At 68.6% G+C, this 18,314-nt stretch carries 14 protein-coding genes; 10 read left to right on the top strand and 4 right to left on the bottom strand.

Annotation, left to right across the window (positions count from 1 at the left end; all coding sequences use genetic code 11):
* Positions 1-253 precede the first annotated feature (253 nt).
* A complete protein-coding gene (locus tag ACLJQ7_RS12870) occupies positions 254-943 on the bottom strand; it encodes an O-methyltransferase (RefSeq protein ID WP_410648407.1) in 690 nt (229 codons plus the stop codon).
* A gap of 168 nt (positions 944-1,111) precedes the next feature.
* Between ACLJQ7_RS12870 and ACLJQ7_RS12865 the strand changes: the two genes are divergently transcribed.
* From ACLJQ7_RS12865 to ACLJQ7_RS12835, 7 genes are all read left to right on the top strand, one after another.
* Positions 1,112-2,470, top strand: a complete 1,359-nt coding sequence (locus ACLJQ7_RS12865) for a cation:proton antiporter (RefSeq protein ID WP_410648406.1) — start codon at positions 1,112-1,114, stop codon at positions 2,468-2,470.
* A 549-nt stretch (positions 2,471-3,019) separates the two neighbouring features.
* Positions 3,020-3,787: an SDR family NAD(P)-dependent oxidoreductase gene (locus ACLJQ7_RS12860; protein WP_410648405.1), complete on the top strand. Its 768-nt coding sequence runs from the start codon at positions 3,020-3,022 to the stop codon at positions 3,785-3,787.
* Positions 3,788-3,829: 42 nt separating this feature from the next.
* The gene (locus ACLJQ7_RS12855; protein ID WP_410648404.1) at positions 3,830-5,248 is read left to right on the top strand and encodes an FAD-binding monooxygenase; all 1,419 of its coding nucleotides are present in this window, start codon (positions 3,830-3,832) and stop codon (positions 5,246-5,248) included.
* Between the two features lie 3 nt (positions 5,249-5,251).
* Positions 5,252-7,429: a molybdopterin-dependent oxidoreductase gene (locus ACLJQ7_RS12850; RefSeq protein ID WP_410648403.1), complete on the top strand. Its 2,178-nt coding sequence runs from the start codon at positions 5,252-5,254 to the stop codon at positions 7,427-7,429.
* A 35-nt stretch (positions 7,430-7,464) separates the two neighbouring features.
* The gene (locus tag ACLJQ7_RS12845) at positions 7,465-7,974 is read left to right on the top strand and encodes a hypothetical protein (protein WP_410648402.1); all 510 of its coding nucleotides are present in this window, start codon (positions 7,465-7,467) and stop codon (positions 7,972-7,974) included.
* Between the two features lie 68 nt (positions 7,975-8,042).
* On the top strand, positions 8,043-10,145 hold the full coding sequence (ligA, locus tag ACLJQ7_RS12840; protein WP_410648401.1) for an NAD-dependent DNA ligase LigA: 2,103 nt from the start codon (positions 8,043-8,045) through the stop codon (positions 10,143-10,145).
* Positions 10,146-10,653: 508 nt separating this feature from the next.
* Positions 10,654-11,835, top strand: a complete 1,182-nt coding sequence (locus tag ACLJQ7_RS12835; RefSeq protein ID WP_410648400.1) for an acyl-CoA dehydrogenase family protein — start codon at positions 10,654-10,656, stop codon at positions 11,833-11,835.
* Between the two features lie 62 nt (positions 11,836-11,897).
* Here ACLJQ7_RS12835 and ACLJQ7_RS12830 read toward each other — a convergent pair whose 3' ends face one another.
* Entirely contained in the window at positions 11,898-12,998 is a 1,101-nt protein-coding gene (locus ACLJQ7_RS12830; RefSeq protein ID WP_410648399.1) for a nucleotide disphospho-sugar-binding domain-containing protein, read from the bottom strand.
* A gap of 301 nt (positions 12,999-13,299) precedes the next feature.
* Here ACLJQ7_RS12830 and ACLJQ7_RS12825 point away from each other — a divergent pair, with 301 nt between their 5' ends.
* Entirely contained in the window at positions 13,300-14,874 is a 1,575-nt protein-coding gene (locus ACLJQ7_RS12825; protein WP_410648398.1) for a 4-hydroxyphenylacetate 3-hydroxylase N-terminal domain-containing protein, read from the top strand.
* Between the two features lie 78 nt (positions 14,875-14,952).
* On the top strand, positions 14,953-15,237 hold the full coding sequence (locus ACLJQ7_RS12820; RefSeq protein WP_410648397.1) for a phosphopantetheine-binding protein: 285 nt from the start codon (positions 14,953-14,955) through the stop codon (positions 15,235-15,237).
* 188 nt (positions 15,238-15,425) lie between these two features.
* Here ACLJQ7_RS12820 and ACLJQ7_RS12815 read toward each other — a convergent pair whose 3' ends face one another.
* Positions 15,426-15,842: an SgcJ/EcaC family oxidoreductase gene (locus tag ACLJQ7_RS12815; protein WP_410648396.1), complete on the bottom strand. Its 417-nt coding sequence runs from the start codon at positions 15,840-15,842 to the stop codon at positions 15,426-15,428.
* Between the two features lie 28 nt (positions 15,843-15,870).
* Complete coding sequence (locus ACLJQ7_RS12810) at positions 15,871-17,052, bottom strand: acyl-CoA dehydrogenase family protein (protein ID WP_410648395.1); 1,182 nt, start codon at positions 17,050-17,052, stop codon at positions 15,871-15,873.
* A 223-nt stretch (positions 17,053-17,275) separates the two neighbouring features.
* On the opposite strand from ACLJQ7_RS12810, the gene aroF reads away from it, so the two are divergent.
* Entirely contained in the window at positions 17,276-18,313 is a 1,038-nt protein-coding gene (gene aroF / locus ACLJQ7_RS12805; RefSeq protein WP_410648394.1) for a 3-deoxy-7-phosphoheptulonate synthase, read from the top strand.
* The last annotated feature ends 1 nt before the right edge of the window (position 18,314 follow it).

Below are 18,314 nucleotides of genomic sequence, written 5' to 3'. Positions count from 1 at the left end.
GCGTATTTCCCGAACGCGTCGGCCCGACAGGAGACAGGACGCCATCACAGCCCGGCTACCATCAGTTTTCCTGTGATATCAACAAAGTCATCGTGCAGCGTCCCGCTCCCACCCGAGCGACACAAGGGCGAGACGGACATTTCGGCCCATGCGTTCTTCACGTCGAAAATATGTGAAACACCTCGATTTACGCCGAAAAAAGAAAAGGCGCCTTCCCGTTACCGGAAAGGCGCCTCGGCCGCGATGATCGAAGTTACTTCTTCCGCGCGATGGTCAACCCGTCCGCGAAAGGAAGCATGACGACATCGAACCGGTCGTCGGCGGCGAGGGCCGCGTTGAACGACCGCAGGGTTTCGGCGCACAGTCGCGGCAGCCCCGGCCCGGCGAGCGCCGGATCGACGACGTGGCCGTCGAGCAGCACGTTGTCCGCGATAAGCAGACCGCCGGAACGCACCAAGGGCGCGGCGAGCCGGTAGTACTTCGGATAGTTCATCTTGTCCGCGTCGATGAAAACGAGATCGGCGCTCGTCCCCTCGGCCAGTCCGGTCAGCGTCCGCCCGGCGGCGCCGAGCCGGAACTCGATGCGATCGGCCACCCCCGCACGCTCCCAATGCTCCCGCGCGAGAGCCAGCGAGTCGTCGGTGACGTCACAGGTGATGACCCGCCCGCCGTCGGCGAGCCCGCGGGCGAGCGCGAGGGCCGACAACCCGGTGAACGTGCCGATGTCGACGACCGTCTTCGCGGACACCAGCCTCGCCAGCATCGTCAGGAGGGTCGCCTGCGCGGCGGTCGCCATCATGCCCGCCGCCTCGCCGAGTGAAGCGGTGCGGTCGATCAGCGACCGCACCACGGGGTCGGGTGCCGTGGTGGCGGCGGCGAGATAGTCGCCCGTGGCCTGATCGACCAGTAAATGCTTGGTTTCGGCGAAACCCGCGCTGCCCATCGGTCCTCCTGGAACTCGGCACCCGGATACAGGGACATCGTCGGCCGATCCCGGCCGCGGGGCGTCCTGTCGATTGCGCTCGGCCGCCTCCGTATCCCCGCAAAGCGGAGGAGGCACGGGTGAGGGCACGGACTGAAAACTGATCGGCAAACTCCTTGGAGGTCGGTCGTGAGCCTTGCTGCCCCAGTCGCCCCGTTGGCCGCGCATCCGCTGCTGATCTTTCTCCTGGCGCTGGTCGTCCTGCTGGTGCTGGCCCGGTTGCTCGGCAGGCTGGCCGAAAGATTCGGGCTGCCGTCGATCACCGGCGAACTGCTCACCGGTGTCCTGCTCGGGCCGTCGCTGCTCGGCCATCTCGCGCCGGGTTTCACGGCCTGGCTGCTGCCGTCCGAACCGGCGCAGATGCACCTGCTCGACGCCGTCGGCCAGCTCGGCGTGCTGCTGCTCGTCGGGGTCACCGGCACCTATCTCGATCCCCGGATCCTGCGCCGACAGGGCAAGGCCGCGGCTTTGGTGAGCCTGTGCGGGCTGATCGTTCCGCTCGGCCTCGGCATCGCACTCGGCCTGCTGCTGCCGAGTTCGGTGACCGCGGGCGAGAAGGCGAGCCCGCTGGTCTTCGCGTTGTTCCTCGGTGTCGCCATGTGCGTCACCGCGATCCCGGTCATCGCCAAGACCCTGAGCGACATGCGGTTGCTGCACCGTGACATCGGCCAGCTCACCCTGGCCGCGGGGATGATCGACGACGCGGTCGGCTGGCTGCTCCTGTCCGTCGTCGCGGCCGCCGCGACCATCGGGATCAGCGCCGGCGGTATCACCCTCTCGGTGCTCTATCTGATCGGTTTCGTCGTGTTCGCCGCGACGATCGGGCGTCCGCTGGTCCGCAAGATCATGAACGTCGCCGCGCGATCCGCCGCGCCGGGGCCCGCGGTCGCCACCGCGGTGATCGTCGTGCTGACGGGTGCGGTGATCACCCACGCGCTCGGCATGGAGGCGATCTTCGGGGCCTTCGTCGCCGGCCTGCTGGTCGCCGGCTCGCCGGAGGCGCAGGTCAAACTGGCGCCACTGCGGACCATCGTGCTCTCCGTCCTCGCGCCGATCTTCCTCGCCTCGGCGGGGTTGCGGATGGATCTGACCGCGCTCGGCGATCCTTCCGTGGCGATCACCGCGGCGGCCGTGCTCGCCGTGGCGATCCTCGGCAAGTTCGGCGGGGCCTACCTCGGCGCCCGGCTCGGCAAGCTCAGCAGGCGGGAAGGGTTCGCGCTCGGCGCGGGGATGAACGCGCGAGGCGTCGTCGAGGTGATCATCGCGTTGACCGGATTACGGCTGGGCGTGCTGAACACGGCCACGTACACGATCATCGTCCTGGTCGCCATCGTGACCTCGCTGATGGCGCCCCCGCTGCTGCGCCTCGCCATGAACGGGGTCGAATACAGCGAAGAAGAACACCTTCGGCGGATCGATCACGAACGGTGGCAGGGCGCGCGCGCCGAAGACCCCGAATCCGACTACGAACGGCCGGCGGCCGCCTGATGTCGTGGCACACAAGCACTTCTCGATGCGCAAGCGCGACAGGCCCCGAAAGCGTCGAGCGGCCCGGCGCCGCCAGGACTGTCCAAAAAAGACTCGAGATCGGTCTTCGGCGCCCGATTAGAGCACTTCGCGCATTCTCGCGCCGGGGTCGCGAGCGGTAAAGAGGGCTACTGAAGGCTAGGCCGAGCGTGGCGTGATCCAACACGGGCCAGACCGGCTGACCCGAGCGGACGATGGCCCCGCGTGTCCGAGTGGGTTCGTCAGTGTTCGGGGTTCCAGTCGTCCTCACCACTCACGAGACCGGACGGCGTTTCCCGTGATGGACTGGACGACACGCGTGATCAGGCGGACGACACGCGTGATCAGGCGGACATCGCCGCGTGTCGTCCATCCAGTCACGCGTGTCGTCCGTCCAATCACGCGCATCGACAGTGTCCTTTATGGATGATCAGCCTGATCGGCTCGCGTCACGAAACCCTGCCTGACCCCTCGACAGGATGCGCAAACGTGAAGAGGACCGCCCAGGCGCACGCGTGTGACCATGACTGCATGGCTGAATTCGACGGCAAGACCGTACTCATCACCGGTGGCGGCAGCGGAATGGGCCTTGCCACCGCAGGACAATTGGTCGCCGCGGGCGCGAACGTCGTGCTCGCCGGCCGGGACCGCGAGCGGCTCACCACGGCGGCGAAGGAGCTCAACGCGGGAGACCGGGTCCTCGCCGTGCCGACCGACGTCGCGAGCACCGACGACCTCGACGCGCTCGTCACCGCGATCCGCGACCGGTTCGGCCGTCTGGACGGCGTGTTCGCCAACGCGGGCACGGCCGATTTCGCGCCGAGCGCGTACGTCGGCGAGGACGCCTTCGACAAGCTCGTCGGCGCCAACCTGAAGGGCGTCTTCTTCACCATCCAGAAGGCGGTGCCGCTGTTGGAAAACGGCGGATCCGTGGTCATCAACGGATCGTGGCTCGCGCATCGCGGGCTGGGCTTCGCCGCGGTGTACGCGGCGACCAAGGCCGCCGTCATCAACCTGGCCCGCTCGCTCGCGTCCGATCTCGGTGACGCCGGGATCCGGGTCAACGCGATCAGCCCCGGCTATATCCGGACCGACATGTTCGACGGCATTTCGCCCACCGAAGAGGCCCGCGAAGCGTGCCGGGTCCAGGTTTCGCTTGGCAGGCTCGGCCTTCCCGAGGACGTCGCGAGTGCCGCGCTCTTCCTGCTCTCCCCCAAGGCTTCGTACATCACGGGCCAGGAGCTCGCGGTCGACGGCGGCCTGACCACCTCCATCCCGATGAGCTCCGTCCAGGCCTGACGGCCACCCTTTGTCCCTTTGAAAGTGAAGGAGGTGACCGCGATGGGCCAGGATGCGCCAACCCGCGCGGTGGTACTCGGCGGCAGCATTGCCGGATTGTTCGCGGCCAGGGTCCTCGCGGACGCCTACGACGAGGTGCGCATCGTGGATCGCGACACCCTCGTCGGGACGAAGGGCCCTCGCCGTCACGCGCCCCAGGGGCGGCACATCAACGGTCTGCTCGCCAGGGGCCAGCAGATCATGGAAGAGCTGTTTCCCGGGCTCACCAAGCAGATCCTGGACTACGGGGTGCCCGGCGGCGACCTTTCCGGCAGCTGCCGCTGGTTCTTCGGCGGCAGGCGGCTGAAGCAGCAACGCGCCGGTCTCGTCACGCTGGGCGCGCGGCGGCCGGTGCTCGAGTTCCACATCCGTGAACGCGTCGAGAAGATCCCCAACGTGGTCTTCACCGAGCAGCACGACATCCTCGGCCTGGTCACCACGGCCGATCGCGGCACGGTGACCGGGGTCCGGGTGCAGCGGCGCGGTACGAAGACCGAGAAGGTGATCGAGGCCGACCTGGTCGTCGACGCCACCGGCCGAGGGTCGCGGACCCCCGTCTGGCTGGAAGAACTCGGCTACGGAGCCGTGCCGGAGGAACGGAAGAAGATCGACCTCGTCTACGTCACGCAGCATTTCCGCCTGCGCGAAGGGGCCGACCCGTTCGGCGACGACGTGGCGATCAACCCCGTCGCCTACCCCGGCAGTCCGCGCGGCGCGGTCTTCATCCGCACGGACAACGGCGAGCTCGAACTGACCACGTACGGCCTGCTCGGCGACCACCCGCCCACCGACCAGGCCGGTCTTTACGAATGGCTGAAGACGCTGCCCTCCAGGGACGTCTACGACGCCATCCGGTACGCCGACCCGGTCGACGAGCCGACGGCGTTCCGCTTCCCGACGACGGTACGCCGCCAGTACGAGAAGCTGACCCGGTTCCCCGCCGGCCTCCTGGTCACCGGCGACGCGATCACCTGTTTCAACCCGGTGTACGCGCAGGGCATGAGTGTCGCGGCGATGTCCGCGATGACCATGCGCCAGCATCTGCACAGCGGTGCGGCGCCCGAGCCGACCGACTACTTCCGCGATCTCGCCCACGACGTCATCGACCCGCCGTGGGAGATGACGAACACGGTGGACCTCACTTTCCCTGGGGTGAAGGGAAACCGCACGTTCCAGGTCCGGATGGCGCAGAAGTACCTGAAGCGTGTGCAGGTCGCCGCGACCCGCGACGGCAAGGTCACCGCCGCCTACATGCGGGCCGCGGGTCTCGTCGATCGTCCCGAGTCGCTGATGCGTCCCGGCATGGTCCTCCGGGTGCTGGCGAAGTCGCTGTTCGGCCCGTCGGCCGAAAGCGGCGTCCACGCGAACTGGGCACCGGCCGCGGACGTCACGCCGGTGATCGAAGAACGCCGGGCTGCGTGAGCGATGCCGACCACCACCGCGCACCGGACCTGCCCGATCTGTGACGCCGTCTGCGGCCTTCGACTGGTACTCGACGAGGGCCGCGTCCTCTCGGTGACCGGCGATCAGGACGATCCGTTCTCCAAGGGGTACATCTGCCCGAAGGGAGCGAGTCTCGGGAAGATCGAAGGGGATCCTGATCGTCTGCGGGTGCCGATGATCCGCGAAGGCGACCGGTGGCGGGAAGCGACCTGGGACGAGGCGTTCCAACGGGTCGAAACGGGATTGACGAAGGTGATCGAGACGCACGGCCGCGACGCGGTCGGTGTCTACTTCGGCAATCCGACCTATCACACGATGGCGGGTTTCATGTACCGGCAACCGCTGGCGCAGGTGCTGAACACCCGGAACGTCTACTCGGCGAGCACCATCGACCAGCAACCCAAGCACGTCTCGACCGGGTTCATGTTCGGTGATCCGTACGCCATCGCGGTCCCCGACCTCGACCGGACCGATTATCTGCTGATCATCGGGGCGAATCCGCTCGAGTCGCACGGGTCGCTCTGCGCGGCCCCGGATTTCCCGCGCAGGCTGAAGGCGTTGCGGCGGCGCGGCGGCACGGTGGTCGCCGTCGACCCGCGCCGCACCCGCACCGCCGAATTCGCCGACCGGCACCTGCCCATCCGGCCCGGCACGGACGCCGCACTGCTGTTCGGCATCATCCACACCCTGTTCGCCGAAAACCTCACCTCGGTCGACCTCGACGTGCGGGGGCTCCCGGAACTCCGGGAGCTCGCCGAAGAGTTCACGCCGGAGGCCGTCGAGGTGGTGAGCGGGATCCCCGCCGACGAGATCGTCAAGCTGGCCAGGGAATTGGCCGCCGCGCCGACGGCGGCGGTGTACACCCGGATCGGCACGTCGACGGCCGAGTTCGGGACCGTCACGCAGTGGCTCGTGGACACCGTGAACATCCTGACCGGCAATTTCGACCGGCCGGGCGGGGTGATGTTCACCAGGACGGCGGCACTGGAGATCTTCCGCACCGGTCAGCCGTTCGGTACCGGCCGGTGGCACAGCAGGGTCCGCGGCCTTCCCGAGACACTCGGCGAGCTCCCGGTCGCGACCCTCGCCGACGAGATCGAGACCGAGGATGACGGCCAGGTGCGGGCGCTGATCTCGATCGCGGGCAACCTCGTGCTTTCGGCACCGAACGGGCCGAGGCTGGATCGCGCGCTTCCCGGGCTCGACTTCATGGTGTGCGTGGACCCGTACCTGAACGAGACGACGAAGCACGCGGACGTGATCCTGCCGCCACCACGCATGACGCAGACCCCGCATTACGATTTCCTGCTGCTCATCGTCGCGGTCCGCAACTACACCCGGTTCTCGCCGCAGATCACGCCGCTGGACGACGATCAGCGGTCCGAGGCCGAGATCCTGGCCCGCCTGCTGCTCATCGCCGGTGGCCACGGCGCGGAGGCCGACCCGGCCGCGGCGGACGCCATGATCATCGAGGGGCTGCTCCAAGGTGTCACCTCGGCCCCGGGCTCCCCGTTCGCGGACGTCGACGTGGCCGCCCTGTACGAAGGGCTGACCGGGGACAGCGGTCCGGAGCGGATGCTCGACGCGATGCTCAAGCTCGGGCCCTACGACCTCTCCCTGGCCGAGCTGCGCGCCCGTCCGCACGGCATCGACCTCGGCCCGCTGGAGCCCAGGCTGAAGGAATTGATCACGACGCCGTCCGGGCTGGTCGAGCTGGCCCCGCCGGAACTGGTCGCCGACGTCGACCGGCTGCGTCGCGCGCTGGCCGGGCCTCCCGGCGAGTTCCTGCTGATCGGACGGCGCCAGCTCCGGTCCAACAACAGCTGGTTGCACAACACCGCGCCACTGGTCGGCGGGAGCAACCGGTGCACGCTGCACGTCAACCCGGCCGACGTGGCCCGGCTCGGGCTCGGCGACGAGGCGATCATCCGATCGGCGACGGGCGAACTCGTCGTCCCGGTCGAGCCGACCGACCGGATCATGCCCGGGGTGGTGAGCCTTCCGCACGGCTGGGGTCATCAGGGCAGTGCCCAGCGGGTCGCGGCGAACCATCCGGGGGTCAACGCGAACACGTTGACCGACGAGTCCAAAGTGGACGCTCTATCCGGGAACGCGGTCTTCAACGGCGTTCCCGTCACTCTCGCCCCGTACGACGGTTGAGCCGACCCATCGACGAGCCATTCGAGGAGAAGCAGATGCGCACAGCGCGAAGAGTCATGGGAATCGCCGCCGCCGTCGCGGTCGCGGGAGGCCTGACCCTGATCGCCCCGGCGACCGCGCAGGCGGGCACGGTCACGGTCACCTGGGGTTGCGGCTCACCGATGGGTCCGGGCGGCCAGAAGGGACTGCACGTCACGGTCACCGCCCCCGCCACGGCGACGGCGGGCGAAACCGTGACGATCCAGGCAAACACGGTGGAAACCTCGAACTATCCCTGGGCCGAACCGGCGGGGCGCTACACCGCGCGGCTGGCGATCGCCGTCGGCGGCCCGGCCGCGGAAACGATCCACGCCGAGGGGCTGTCGAATCCGGCGACAGCCGAGGGGACACCGTTGCGGCTGGACGGCGGGACGGCGCGGGTGACCTTGCCGACGGCCGGCGACGTCACCTTCAAGCCGACCGGCCTGCTCGTTTCGATCGACGGGATCTTCCGGTTCGTTTGTGGCGGGGCCGCCCCGATCGCGGCCACCACAAGGGTTTCCTGACCTTCACGCGGGCGTGAAGAGAGCAAGCTCGGAGACGGTGTCAGCCGCACCCGTGGAGGTACGGTCCGATGGTGGACAACGCAGCCGAAGCGGTCGTCGATCCGGGACAGGCGCTGCCCTTCGCCACCCGGCAGCGGTACGCCGAAGCGATCGAACAGGCCAAGGCCGCGGCGTCCGCGTACTACGACGGCGACGAAATCCTCGTCGACGACGCGACGTATGACGCTGTGCTGGCACGGATCGCCGCGACCGAAGCCGCTCACCCGCACTGGCGGGCGGCGGGGTCGCCGACCGGCGCGGTCGCCGGTGGCGCGGCGGCGGGCGGCGACATCGAGCACAGTTCCCCGATGCTGGGCCTCGACAACGTGTTCGCCGAGGACCAGCTGCGGAAGTGGGCGGCCCGGCTGGAAAAGCTGCTCGGCCGGCCGGCCGCCGGGTACACCGTCGAGCCGAAGATCGACGGCCTCGCCGTCGCCGCGTGGTACGCCGACGGCAGGCTGGTCCGGATCGCGACCAGGGGTGACGGGCGCACCGGCGAGGACGTGACCGGGACGGCCCGCCGGGCAGCCGGTCTTCCCGGACGGCTGAGCACCGAAGCGACCATCGAGATCCGCGGCGAGGTCTTCATGACCGACGCCGATTTCGAGGTGGCCAACGCGATGCGCGCCGAGCACGACGAACCCGTGTTCGCCCATCCGCGCAGCGCGGCCGCGGGAACGCTGCGCGCCGACAAACGCGGTTACCACGCGCCATTGTCGTTCTTCGCCTATGCCGTACACGGTCTGGACGCGGCGATGCCGCGTTCGGCCGCGGTCGCCGCGCTCGAAACCCTCGGCGTGAAGACCACGGCGAGTTCCGGACCGGGTATGACGATCTGCGACGGCATCGACGAGGTGCTCGCGGCGGTCGAGGCACTCCGGGAAGCCAGGGCGACGCTCGGCTTCGGGGTGGACGGCGCGGTGATCAAGGCGGACACCCCGGCGGACCGGGAGCTGGCCGGTTCGTCGAGCAAGGCCCCGCGCTGGGCGATCGCCTACAAGTTCCCCGCCGACACGCGCACCACCACCCTGCTCGGGATCGATGTCCAGGTCGGCCGTACCGGTGTCCTCACCCCGGTGGCCACGCTCGCCCCGGTGCTGTTCGGCGGCGTCAAGGTCACTTCGGCCACCCTGCACAATTTCGACGACCTCGTGCGGCGCAACGTCCGGGTCGGTGACACGGTGTTCGTCCGGCGGGCGGGTGACGTGATCCCGGAGGTCGTCGGGGCCAAACTGGACGAACGGCCGGCGGGTTCGGTCCCGTTCCTGCCACCGGCGCACTGCCCCCGGTGCGGAGGCGAGATCGACCGGAGCCAGAAGCGGTGGCGCTGCACCGGAGGGCGGATCTGCGGCGCGCGCCAAGCGCTCGCCTACTACGCGACGCGCAACGCGATGGACATCGAAGGGCTCGGCGAGAAGATCCTCGACCAGCTCGTCGGCGAAGGCATGGTCACCGACCCCGCCGATCTCTACGATCTCGACGCCGGGACACTGGCGACCCTCGAACGGTTCGCGGAACTCTCCTCGGGCAAGCTGGTGGCCGGTATCGCCGCGTCGAAGGGACGGCCGCTGTCCCGGTTGCTCACCGCGCTCGGCATCCGGATGGCCGGCCGCGCGATGTCGCGCCGGCTCGCCGCCCATTTCGGCACCATGCGAGCGCTGCTGGCGGCGACGATCGACGATCTACAGGCGGTCGACGGTGTCGGCCCCGAACGCGCGGTGACCATCGCGGCCGATCTCGCCGAACTGACCCCGTTGATCGACCGGCTGGCCGACCGCGGCGTCACCATGACCGAGCCCGGCCACGACCGGCCAGGACCGGACGGCGAGGAGCCCGCCTCGGCGCCACTGCGGAAACCGGACGGGACCCCGATGAAGGTCGTGGTCACCGGCGCGGTGCCGGGATTGACCAGGGACGAGGGCAACGAAGCCGTCGAACGGCTCGGCGGCACCGCGTCCGGTTCGGTCTCCGGCCGCACGGATCTGGTCGTGGTCGGCGCGGGCGCGGGGTCCAAAGTGGACAAGGCGATCGCGCTGGGCGTGCGCACCATGCCCGCCGAGCGGTTCGCCGCCCTGCTCGCGGCGCTGACCGCGGGCGAACCGGTCACGCTCGACGAGTTCCTGACCGGCTAGGCATTCGAGTCATGTTCGCGGTCTCCGCACCCAGGTGCCGCGAAAGTGGCCTTCGCGACACGCCCCCAGCCGCACGCCCCCTCGCCGGACGCCACCGCCCACTCGGCTGTCCACAAGGGACACTCTCCGACAGTGCGGGGCCCACACTGGGCCGATTCGATTGGCGCCACGAAGGGGTCGCGAGTAATAGAGAGGTTCTATCGAGAGGCAAGTCGAAGGTGGCGTGTTGCGAAAGCCACTTTCGCAACCTCTAGCGTTGCGAAAGTGGCTTTCGCAACGTCGGCGGGGATGGACGGTCGGCCGGATGGGGTCGATCGCGGCGGGAGGCGCCGGCGCTCTCGAGTGGGTCGCGAAGGTGGCTCTCGCGACGCTCCGACCGCACGACTAGACTGTCCACAAAGGAATCGCCCGGAGAAGACGGTGCCCACATTGGGCATTCGAGAGGACGCGGTCCGGTACCGGGCCGTGGGATGGTCGCGACGTTCCTTACTCGTGTCAGGAGGACATGATGCCGACCACCGACATACCGACGCGTGAGCAGCTGGTTCGCCAGGCCGCCGAGGTGGCGCCGGTATTGCGCGCGAACGCCGCCCAAGCCGAGGAAACCCGCCGGATACCGGAAGAGTCCATCGAGGCCCTCGCCGACGCGGGGGTCTTCAAGCTGCGTACGCCGGTCCGTTACGGCGGCTACGAAGTGGACACGAAGACACTGGCGGACGTGGCAGGAGAACTCGGTAGCGCGGATGGTTCGACCTCGTGGGTCGCCTCCGTCTACTGGATCCCCACCTGGATGACCGGTCTGTTCCCGGACCACGTCCAGGACGAGGTGTTCTCGACACCGGACGTCCGGGTGTGCGGCACGCTGAGCCCGGGCGGGATGGCCAAGCCGGTCGACGGCGGCGTCCTCGTCAACGGCAAGTGGGGGTTCATCAGCGGGGCGCTGCACAGCCACTGGCAGGAGATCATCGCGATCCTGGTCCCCGACGACGGTGAGCCGTACCCGATCATGGCGTTGGTCCCGATTTCCGACCTGCTGGTCGTCGACGACTGGCACACCGCGGGGTTGAAGGCGACCGGAAGTGTCACCACGGTCGCGCAGGACCTGTTCGTCCCGCAGGACCGGATCCTGCCGCTGCCCGCGGTACTCGAAGGGCAGAGCGCGTCGAAGCTGAACGCGGGGAGCCCGATCTACCGGGCGCCGCTGCTCCCGGTGGCGTCCGCGTCCGCGGTCGGCACGGCGATCGGCCTCGCGAAGGGCGCGAAGGACAGTTTCCTGAGCCGGCTGCCCGACCGGAAGATCACCTACACGGGTTACGAAAGCCAGCGAGAAGCCCCGCTCACGCACCACCAGGTCGCCGAAGCTGCACTGAAACTCGATGCCGCGGAGTTCCACGCGTGGCGGCTGACGAACCTCGTCGACACCAAGTCGGCGGAGAGCACGCCGTGGAAGCTGGGAGAACGCGCACAGGTGCGCGCCGACGTCGGCGCGATCGTCCGGCTCGCCAAGGAATCCATCGACATCTTCCAGTCGGCGAGCGGCGGTTCGTCCATCTACCTCGACGTGCCCATCCAGCGGATCGCGCGGGACATCCAGGCGATCAGCCTGCACGCGTTGATGAACCCGAACACCAACAACGAGCTGTACGGCCGGGTGCTGTGCGGCCTCGAACCGGACACGCTCTACATCTGACCGAGCCGTCCGAACGCGAGAGCCCTGGCCGGGTTTCCACCACGGCCAGGGCTCTTCTCCGCTCAGGACGCGAGGCGGGCCAGCAAGGGCACGACGTCCGCCGGGCGGAGCTGGCCGAACATCTCCCCGGCGACCTCGGTGGCGGCCTCGGTGTACCGGGGCACCGCCAGCAGTTCGCCGCTGTGGTCACCGATCGCGGCCGGGGTGAAGTCGGCCAGGGGCAGGCAGATCCCGGCACCCGCCCGGACCACCGCCGCCGCGTTGTCGAACTGGTCGTCGAACGTGGGCAACACGAGCTGGGGCAGGCTGGCCGCCAGCGCGGTCAGCGTCGTGCCCTGGCCGCCGTGGTGGACCACCAGATCACACGTCCGCAGGACCTCGGACAGGGGAAGCCTGCCCACATGACGGACGGCCTTGGGCAACGGAGGCCAGCCCGCCGCGACCTTCTCGTCCACGGCGACCACGATCTCCATGTTCATCCTGGCCAGTGTCTCCAGTACCGGCACCACCAGCTCATAGGCGTCGTCCAGGTACAACTGGGGCAGCACGGTCCCGAAGGTGACGCAAACCCTCGGCCGGTCCGCCGGGCGCAGCGCCCAGATCGGCACCCGCCCGTCGCCGTTGTAGTCGACGTTGCACATGCTCCGATGGCCGTCGGAGTAGGGCAGGCGCAGGCTCGGCGGCCACGGGTTGAGCACCGCCGAGGCGGACGGCAGCTCACCCAGTTCGGCCGCCGCCGACGCGCGGTACTCGCCGAGTTCGGCGACGGCCCAGTGCAACTCCACGACCGGGATGCCGCGTGCGGCGGCGGTCACCGGGCCGGCGTGCTCCGCCCGCTCGCTCACGACGACGTCCGGCCGCCACGAGTCCATCACCGCCGCCATACCCGGCAGGGCTCGCGCGGCGACGCGGGCGAACCCTTGCCCGTGCGCGTACCGCCGCTCCGCGAGTTCGTGCCCCTTGGCCAAGACGAAGGCCTCGTCCAGCCCGTCGGCCGCGGGACCGCACGGCACGACCGGCAGGCCCGACCGCGACACCGTCGGGACGAAGTTCTCCGCGGTGGTGACGAGCACTTCGTGACCGGCGAGCCGGCACGCCCAGGCCAGCGGAACCATCGGGAAGAAGTGCCCCGACAACGGAATGGTCGAGAACAGGACCCGCATCAGCTCCGCTCCAGCCGGTCAGGGGCACGGCGATCGTCGATTGCACCGCTCACAGCGATCTCCTTCTGATCTGAGGGGCGGCTTCGGAATCAGTGCAGCCGCATTGAGCAGGCTCGAAAGAATTGATTGAGCAATTCGAGTCTATGTCCGGGGACGTATTCCCGTACTCCTCGATTGCCCGCGCGATCACGGCTTCGCGAGCGAAGCCGCATCGGAGAAGGTGCCGCCGCGACGACACGGTGAAATGCTGATCGGAGAGGAATCCACGTGCGTGCTGTCGGGCAGGAATGAGGAAGAACTCGTGACGGGCGACCAGGACACCCCCGCAGGAACGCGGCCGCTGACCGGCGGCGAATACATCGAAAGCCTGCGTGACGATCGCGAAATCTACCTTTACGGTGACCGCGTCAAGGACGTGACCACCCATCCGGCGTTCCACAACCCCATCCGGATGACGGCGCGGCTCTACGACGCCCTCCACGACCCCAAGACCAAGGACGTGCTCACCACGTCGACCGACACCGGCGGTGGCGGCTACACCCACCGGTTCTTCACCACGTCGCGCAGTGTCGAGGATCTCGTCGCGGACCAGAAGGCCATCGCGCAGTGGGCACGGATGAGTTACGGCTGGATGGGCCGCAGTCCCGACTACAAGGCCGCCTTCCTCGGCACGCTGGGGGCCAACGCCGAGTTCTACGCGCCGTTCGAGGACAACGCCCGGCGCTGGTACCGGGAATCCCAGGAAAAGGTCCTGTACTGGAACCACGCGATCGTCCATCCCCCGGTCGACCGCGACCGGCCGCCGGACGAGGTCGCGGACGTGTTCATCAAGGTGGAGAAGGAGACCGACTCCGGTCTGCTGGTCAGTGGGGCGAAGGTCGTCGCGACCGGCTCCGCCCTCACCCATTACAACTTCATCGCGCACTACGGGCTGCCGATCAAGAAACGGGAATTCGCGCTGGTCGCCACGGTGCCGATGGGCGCGCCCGGGGTCAAACTGATCTGCCGCCCCTCCTATTCGGCGACCGCCGCGGTCATGGGCAGCCCGTTCGACTACCCGCTTTCCTCCCGGTTGGACGAGAACGACACCATTCTCGTGCTGGACAAGGTCCTCATCCCGTGGGAGAACGTGTTCATCTACGGTGATCTCGGCAAGGTGCAGATGTTCACCGGCCGTTCGGGTTTCGTCGAGCGGTTCACCTTTCACGGCTGCACCCGCCTCGCCGTGAAAATCGAGTTCATCGCCGGGCTACTGGCCAAGGCACTGGAGATGACCGGCACCCAGGACTTCCGGGGTGTGCAGAGCAGGCTCGGCGAGGTGCTGGCCTGGCGCAACCTCTTCTGGGCGCTTTCCGACGCGTCCGCGCGGAATCCGATCGAATGGAACAACGGCGCCCTGCTGCCCAATCCGCAGTACGGGCTCGCCTACCGGTGGTTCATGCAGATCGGCTATCCCCGGATCAAGGAGATCATCGAACAGGACGTGGCCAGCGGGCTGATCTACGTCAACTCCAGCGCGGAAGACTTCAAGAACCCGGCGATCCGGCCGTATCTCGACAAATACGTCCGCGGTTCGGGTGGCGCCACCGCGGTCGAGCGGGTGAAACTGATGAAGCTGCTGTGGGACTCCATCGGCACCGAATTCGGCGGGCGGCACGAACTCTACGAGCGGAACTACTCCGGCAACCACGAGAACACCCGGGTGGAACTGCTGTTCTCCCAGATGGCGGGCGGCGAACTCGACGGGTACAAGAGGTTCGCGGACGAATGCCTCGCCGAATACGACCTCGACGGCTGGACCGTGCCGGACCTCGCCTCGTACCCGGACTTGACGACGCTCCGGAACGACCTGCTCGGTGGAGACCTCGCGGCCTGACCGCAAACGTGGAGACGTGACGATCGGCGGTTCGCCGGGATCATGGATCGGAGAACCGGCGAGCAGGAGGATTCCACCATGACCAACGACGAGCGGCGTGCCGACCTGTCCACCGCGGCCGAGCACATCAAGGAGATCTGGAAGGACGTCCTCAACGTCCGCGAGATCCCCGCCGGCGCCACCTTCTTCGAGCTGCGGGGGCAGTCGATTTCGGCGGTCCGGATCGCGGCGCGGATCGAGGACGAGCTCGGCGTCCAGATCGACATGGGCGGCTTGTTCGAGGATCCCGACCTCGCCACCTTCACCCGGGACGTGGTGGCGAAGCTGGCGGCCTCGACGACCCCGGACAGCCGCACGGCCTGACGCCGTCGCACGAGATCCGCCTGTCGGGCCGGTCACGCTCACCCTTCCCGGGTGACGTGACCGGCCCTTTCAGTGTCCTCCCCCGTCGGGCCGGTGCACGACGTTCCACAGAGGACAGACGCCGACGAGGCCTGCCTCCGGCGGGAGGCAGGCCTCGTTCGGACATCACCGCCCGCAGGCGGCGGAACTCACTTGTCGCGCGGGGTGTTCTGGTACGCGGCGAGCCGCCACTCGCCGTCCTGGCGGGCGACGGTCCACGAGGCGCGGATCGCGTTGTGGTCGGCGACCTCGGACTCGCCCTTGTACAGCACACCTCCCTGGGTGAGCAGCACCGCGGAGTCCGCGGAGAGGAAGCGCAGGCCGACGGGCTTCCCGGTCACCTGCGTGCCCTTGTAGTTGGTGGCGTAGGCGTCCTTGAGGAACGCCCGGATCTCTTCGCGCCCGTTGGCGAAGCTGCCGGCGAGGATCATCGTGCCGTCCTCGGTGAAGACGTCGGCGAACGCGTCCGCGTCGTGATAGGCCCAGGCGGCGATGACCTTCTGGGTGAGGGCCGCGATGGCCGCCTTGTCCGCGTCGGTGACCTTGGCGGTTTCGGTGGTCGTCATGACTTTCCTTCCTGGAGGTCTCGGGTCGTCAGATGTAGAGGGTGTTCGGCTCGAGCCCGCACAGCACGCGCCCGTACAGCTCGTTGTTGGTGTCGGGGTGCATGAGCGCGTGCAGGTTGACCGCCTGGATGTCGCGGACGATCCGCTGGATCGGGACGTCGGCGAAGATCGACGACCCGCCGCTGGCGTTGGCGAAGATGTCGATGGCCTCTTTGCTCAGCTTCACCGTCGCGCCCATGTCCGCGCGCGCCTGGGCGCGCTCGTCGAGCTTCCACGGCGTGCCGTCGGCCGCCTTGCCGTCGACGAGCGAGGTCAGCCGGGTCGCGTGGAACTCGGCCTCGTCCAGCTTCAGCGTCGCGTCGGCGACCTGGTGGTGCGTCAGCGGCGCCTCACGCTGGCTTTCGTAGGCGGTGTAAGTGATCTTGCGGTTCGGCAGGCGCTTGAGGAACAGCTCCTTCGCGGCCCGGCCGAGGCCGAGGACGCTGCCGACCGACGACGCCGCGGCGACCGGGAGCAGGGGAGCCCGGAAGATCTCCAGCCCGGCGTTGGCCGTCGAGGAGTACTGCCCCTGCAGGACGGCCGGCAGGCTGATGATCCGCTCGCTCGGGATGAACAGATCCTTGGCGACCGTGCTGACGCTGCCGGTACCGCGCAAGCCGGTGGTGTTCCAGTCGTCGACGATCAGCAGATCCGTCAGCGGGACGACGCCCATGACCGGGTACGGCTCCGCGCCTTCCTCGACGAGGACCGCGATGACGACCTGCCAGTGGGCGTGCCGCGCGCCGCTGATGAAGCCCCACTTGCCGTTGACGACGATGCCGCCCTCGGCGGGCCCGGCGATCGCCGTCGGGCTGAGCGTCCCGCACACCCGGATGTCAGGACGGGAGAAGACCTCGTCCTGCACCGCGTCCGGGAAGAGACCGGTCATCCAGCTGGTGATCCAGCTGACCGCGGTCGTCCAGGCCGGGGACGCGTCGGCGCGGCCGAGTTCCGCGGCGACCTCGACGATGGTGCGGGTGTCCGCCTCGTATCCGCCGTACCGCTTGGGGACCCGCAGCCGGAAGAGACCGGCCTCGGTGATCGCCTCGATCGACTCGTCGTGCAGCCGCCGGTTCTCCTCCGTCCAGGCCGCGTGCTTCCGCAACGTCGGAACCAGATCGGTGGCCCGCTGGACGAGCTCTTCGCGAGTCGGGTTCTCGGTGATCGACACCATTTCCTCCTAGCCGTGGAACCGGGTGGGCTGGTAGCGGGAGGACACCGGTCCTCGCGTGAACCTGTTCCGACGATCCCAGCCGGGCGCGGCCGTGACGTCTCTCCGATTGCGGCAGGTTTAAGGACGTGAGGGGCCGGGCGGCGCGGAGACGATGGGTCGGCCGGGAGGGACTTCAGGCTCGCCCGCCGACCAAGAGGAGATCGTGGATATGGTCATCGTGATGACGCCGAACGCCACGGACGAACAGGTGTGGGCGATCGTCGACCAGGTGGAATCCGTCGGTGGAAGCGCCTTCGTCAGCCGTGGGGTGAGCAGGACGATCATCGGGCTGATCGGCGATGTCGACCTGTTCGAAACCCTGAATCTCAGCGGGCGCCCCGGCGTCGCACGGGTGACCCGGATTTCCGCGAAGTACAAGCTGGTCAGCCGCGAACACCGGCCGGAAGGCCGGTCGACGGTCGTGGTCGGCGGCGTGTCGATCGGGCCGGACACCACGACGCTGGTCGCCGGGCCGTGCGCGGTGGAGACGCCGGAGCAGACCCTCGAAGCCGCGCTGATGGCCAAAAGAGCGGGCGCCACCCTCCTGCGCGGCGGCGCCTTCAAACCGAGGACGTCGCCGTACGCCTTCCAGGGGCTCGGGGAACGCGGGCTCGGGATCCTGGCCGACGTCCGGGCCGAGACCGGGCTCCCGGTGGTCACCGAGGTGGTGGCGCCGCACGACGTCGACATGGTCGCCGAGTACGCCGACATGCTGCAGATCGGCACCCGGAACATGCAGAACTTCGGGCTGCTGCAGGCGGCGGGGCGGGCCGGGAAGCCGGTGCTGCTCAAACGCGGGATGAACTCCACCATCGAGGAATGGCTGATGGCGGCCGAGTACATCGCGCAGCGCGGCTGTCTCGACATCGTGTTGTGCGAGCGCGGGATCCGGACCTTCGAGACCTCGACCCGCAACACGCTCGACGTCTCGGCGGTGCCGGTGGTCCAGCATCTTTCGCATCTGCCGGTGATGATCGACCCGTCGCATTCCGGTGGCCGACGCGATCTCGTGCTGCCGCTGAGCCGGGCCGCGATCGCGGTGGGCGCCGACGGCGTGCTCGTGGACGTGCACCCGCATCCGGAGGAGGCGCTCTGCGACGGGCCGCAGGCGCTGGTGACCGAAGATCTTCAGGAACTGTCGCAGGCGCTGGACGCGCTGGGCACGCTGATGGGCAGGCGGCCGATGGTCGAGCCGTGGCGCCATCTTCGGGCCAGCTGAT

The sequence above is a fragment of the Amycolatopsis sp. cmx-4-54 genome (assembly GCF_046548895.1).
Classification (GTDB): Bacteria; Actinomycetota; Actinomycetes; order Mycobacteriales; family Pseudonocardiaceae; genus Amycolatopsis.
This window is presented reverse-complemented; position numbering and strand designations above follow the sequence as displayed.

Excerpts from the sequence above, each read along its gene's own strand:
- ACLJQ7_RS12870 (WP_410648407.1), bottom strand. The coding sequence starts at position 943 with ATGGGCAGCGCGGGTTTCGCCGAAACCAAGCATTTACTGGTCGATCAG.
- ACLJQ7_RS12860 (WP_410648405.1), top strand. The coding sequence starts at position 3,020 with ATGGCTGAATTCGACGGCAAGACCGTACTCATCACCGGTGGCGGCAGC.
- ACLJQ7_RS12855 (WP_410648404.1), top strand. The coding sequence starts at position 3,830 with ATGGGCCAGGATGCGCCAACCCGCGCGGTGGTACTCGGCGGCAGCATT.
- ACLJQ7_RS12850 (WP_410648403.1), top strand. The coding sequence starts at position 5,252 with ATGCCGACCACCACCGCGCACCGGACCTGCCCGATCTGTGACGCCGTC.
- ACLJQ7_RS12845 (WP_410648402.1), top strand. The coding sequence starts at position 7,465 with ATGCGCACAGCGCGAAGAGTCATGGGAATCGCCGCCGCCGTCGCGGTC.
- ligA (WP_410648401.1), top strand. The coding sequence starts at position 8,043 with ATGGTGGACAACGCAGCCGAAGCGGTCGTCGATCCGGGACAGGCGCTG.
- ACLJQ7_RS12835 (WP_410648400.1), top strand. The coding sequence starts at position 10,654 with ATGCCGACCACCGACATACCGACGCGTGAGCAGCTGGTTCGCCAGGCC.
- ACLJQ7_RS12830 (WP_410648399.1), bottom strand. The coding sequence starts at position 12,998 with ATGCGGGTCCTGTTCTCGACCATTCCGTTGTCGGGGCACTTCTTCCCG.
- ACLJQ7_RS12820 (WP_410648397.1), top strand. The coding sequence starts at position 14,953 with ATGACCAACGACGAGCGGCGTGCCGACCTGTCCACCGCGGCCGAGCAC.
- ACLJQ7_RS12815 (WP_410648396.1), bottom strand. The coding sequence starts at position 15,842 with ATGACGACCACCGAAACCGCCAAGGTCACCGACGCGGACAAGGCGGCC.
- aroF (WP_410648394.1), top strand. The coding sequence starts at position 17,276 with ATGACGCCGAACGCCACGGACGAACAGGTGTGGGCGATCGTCGACCAG.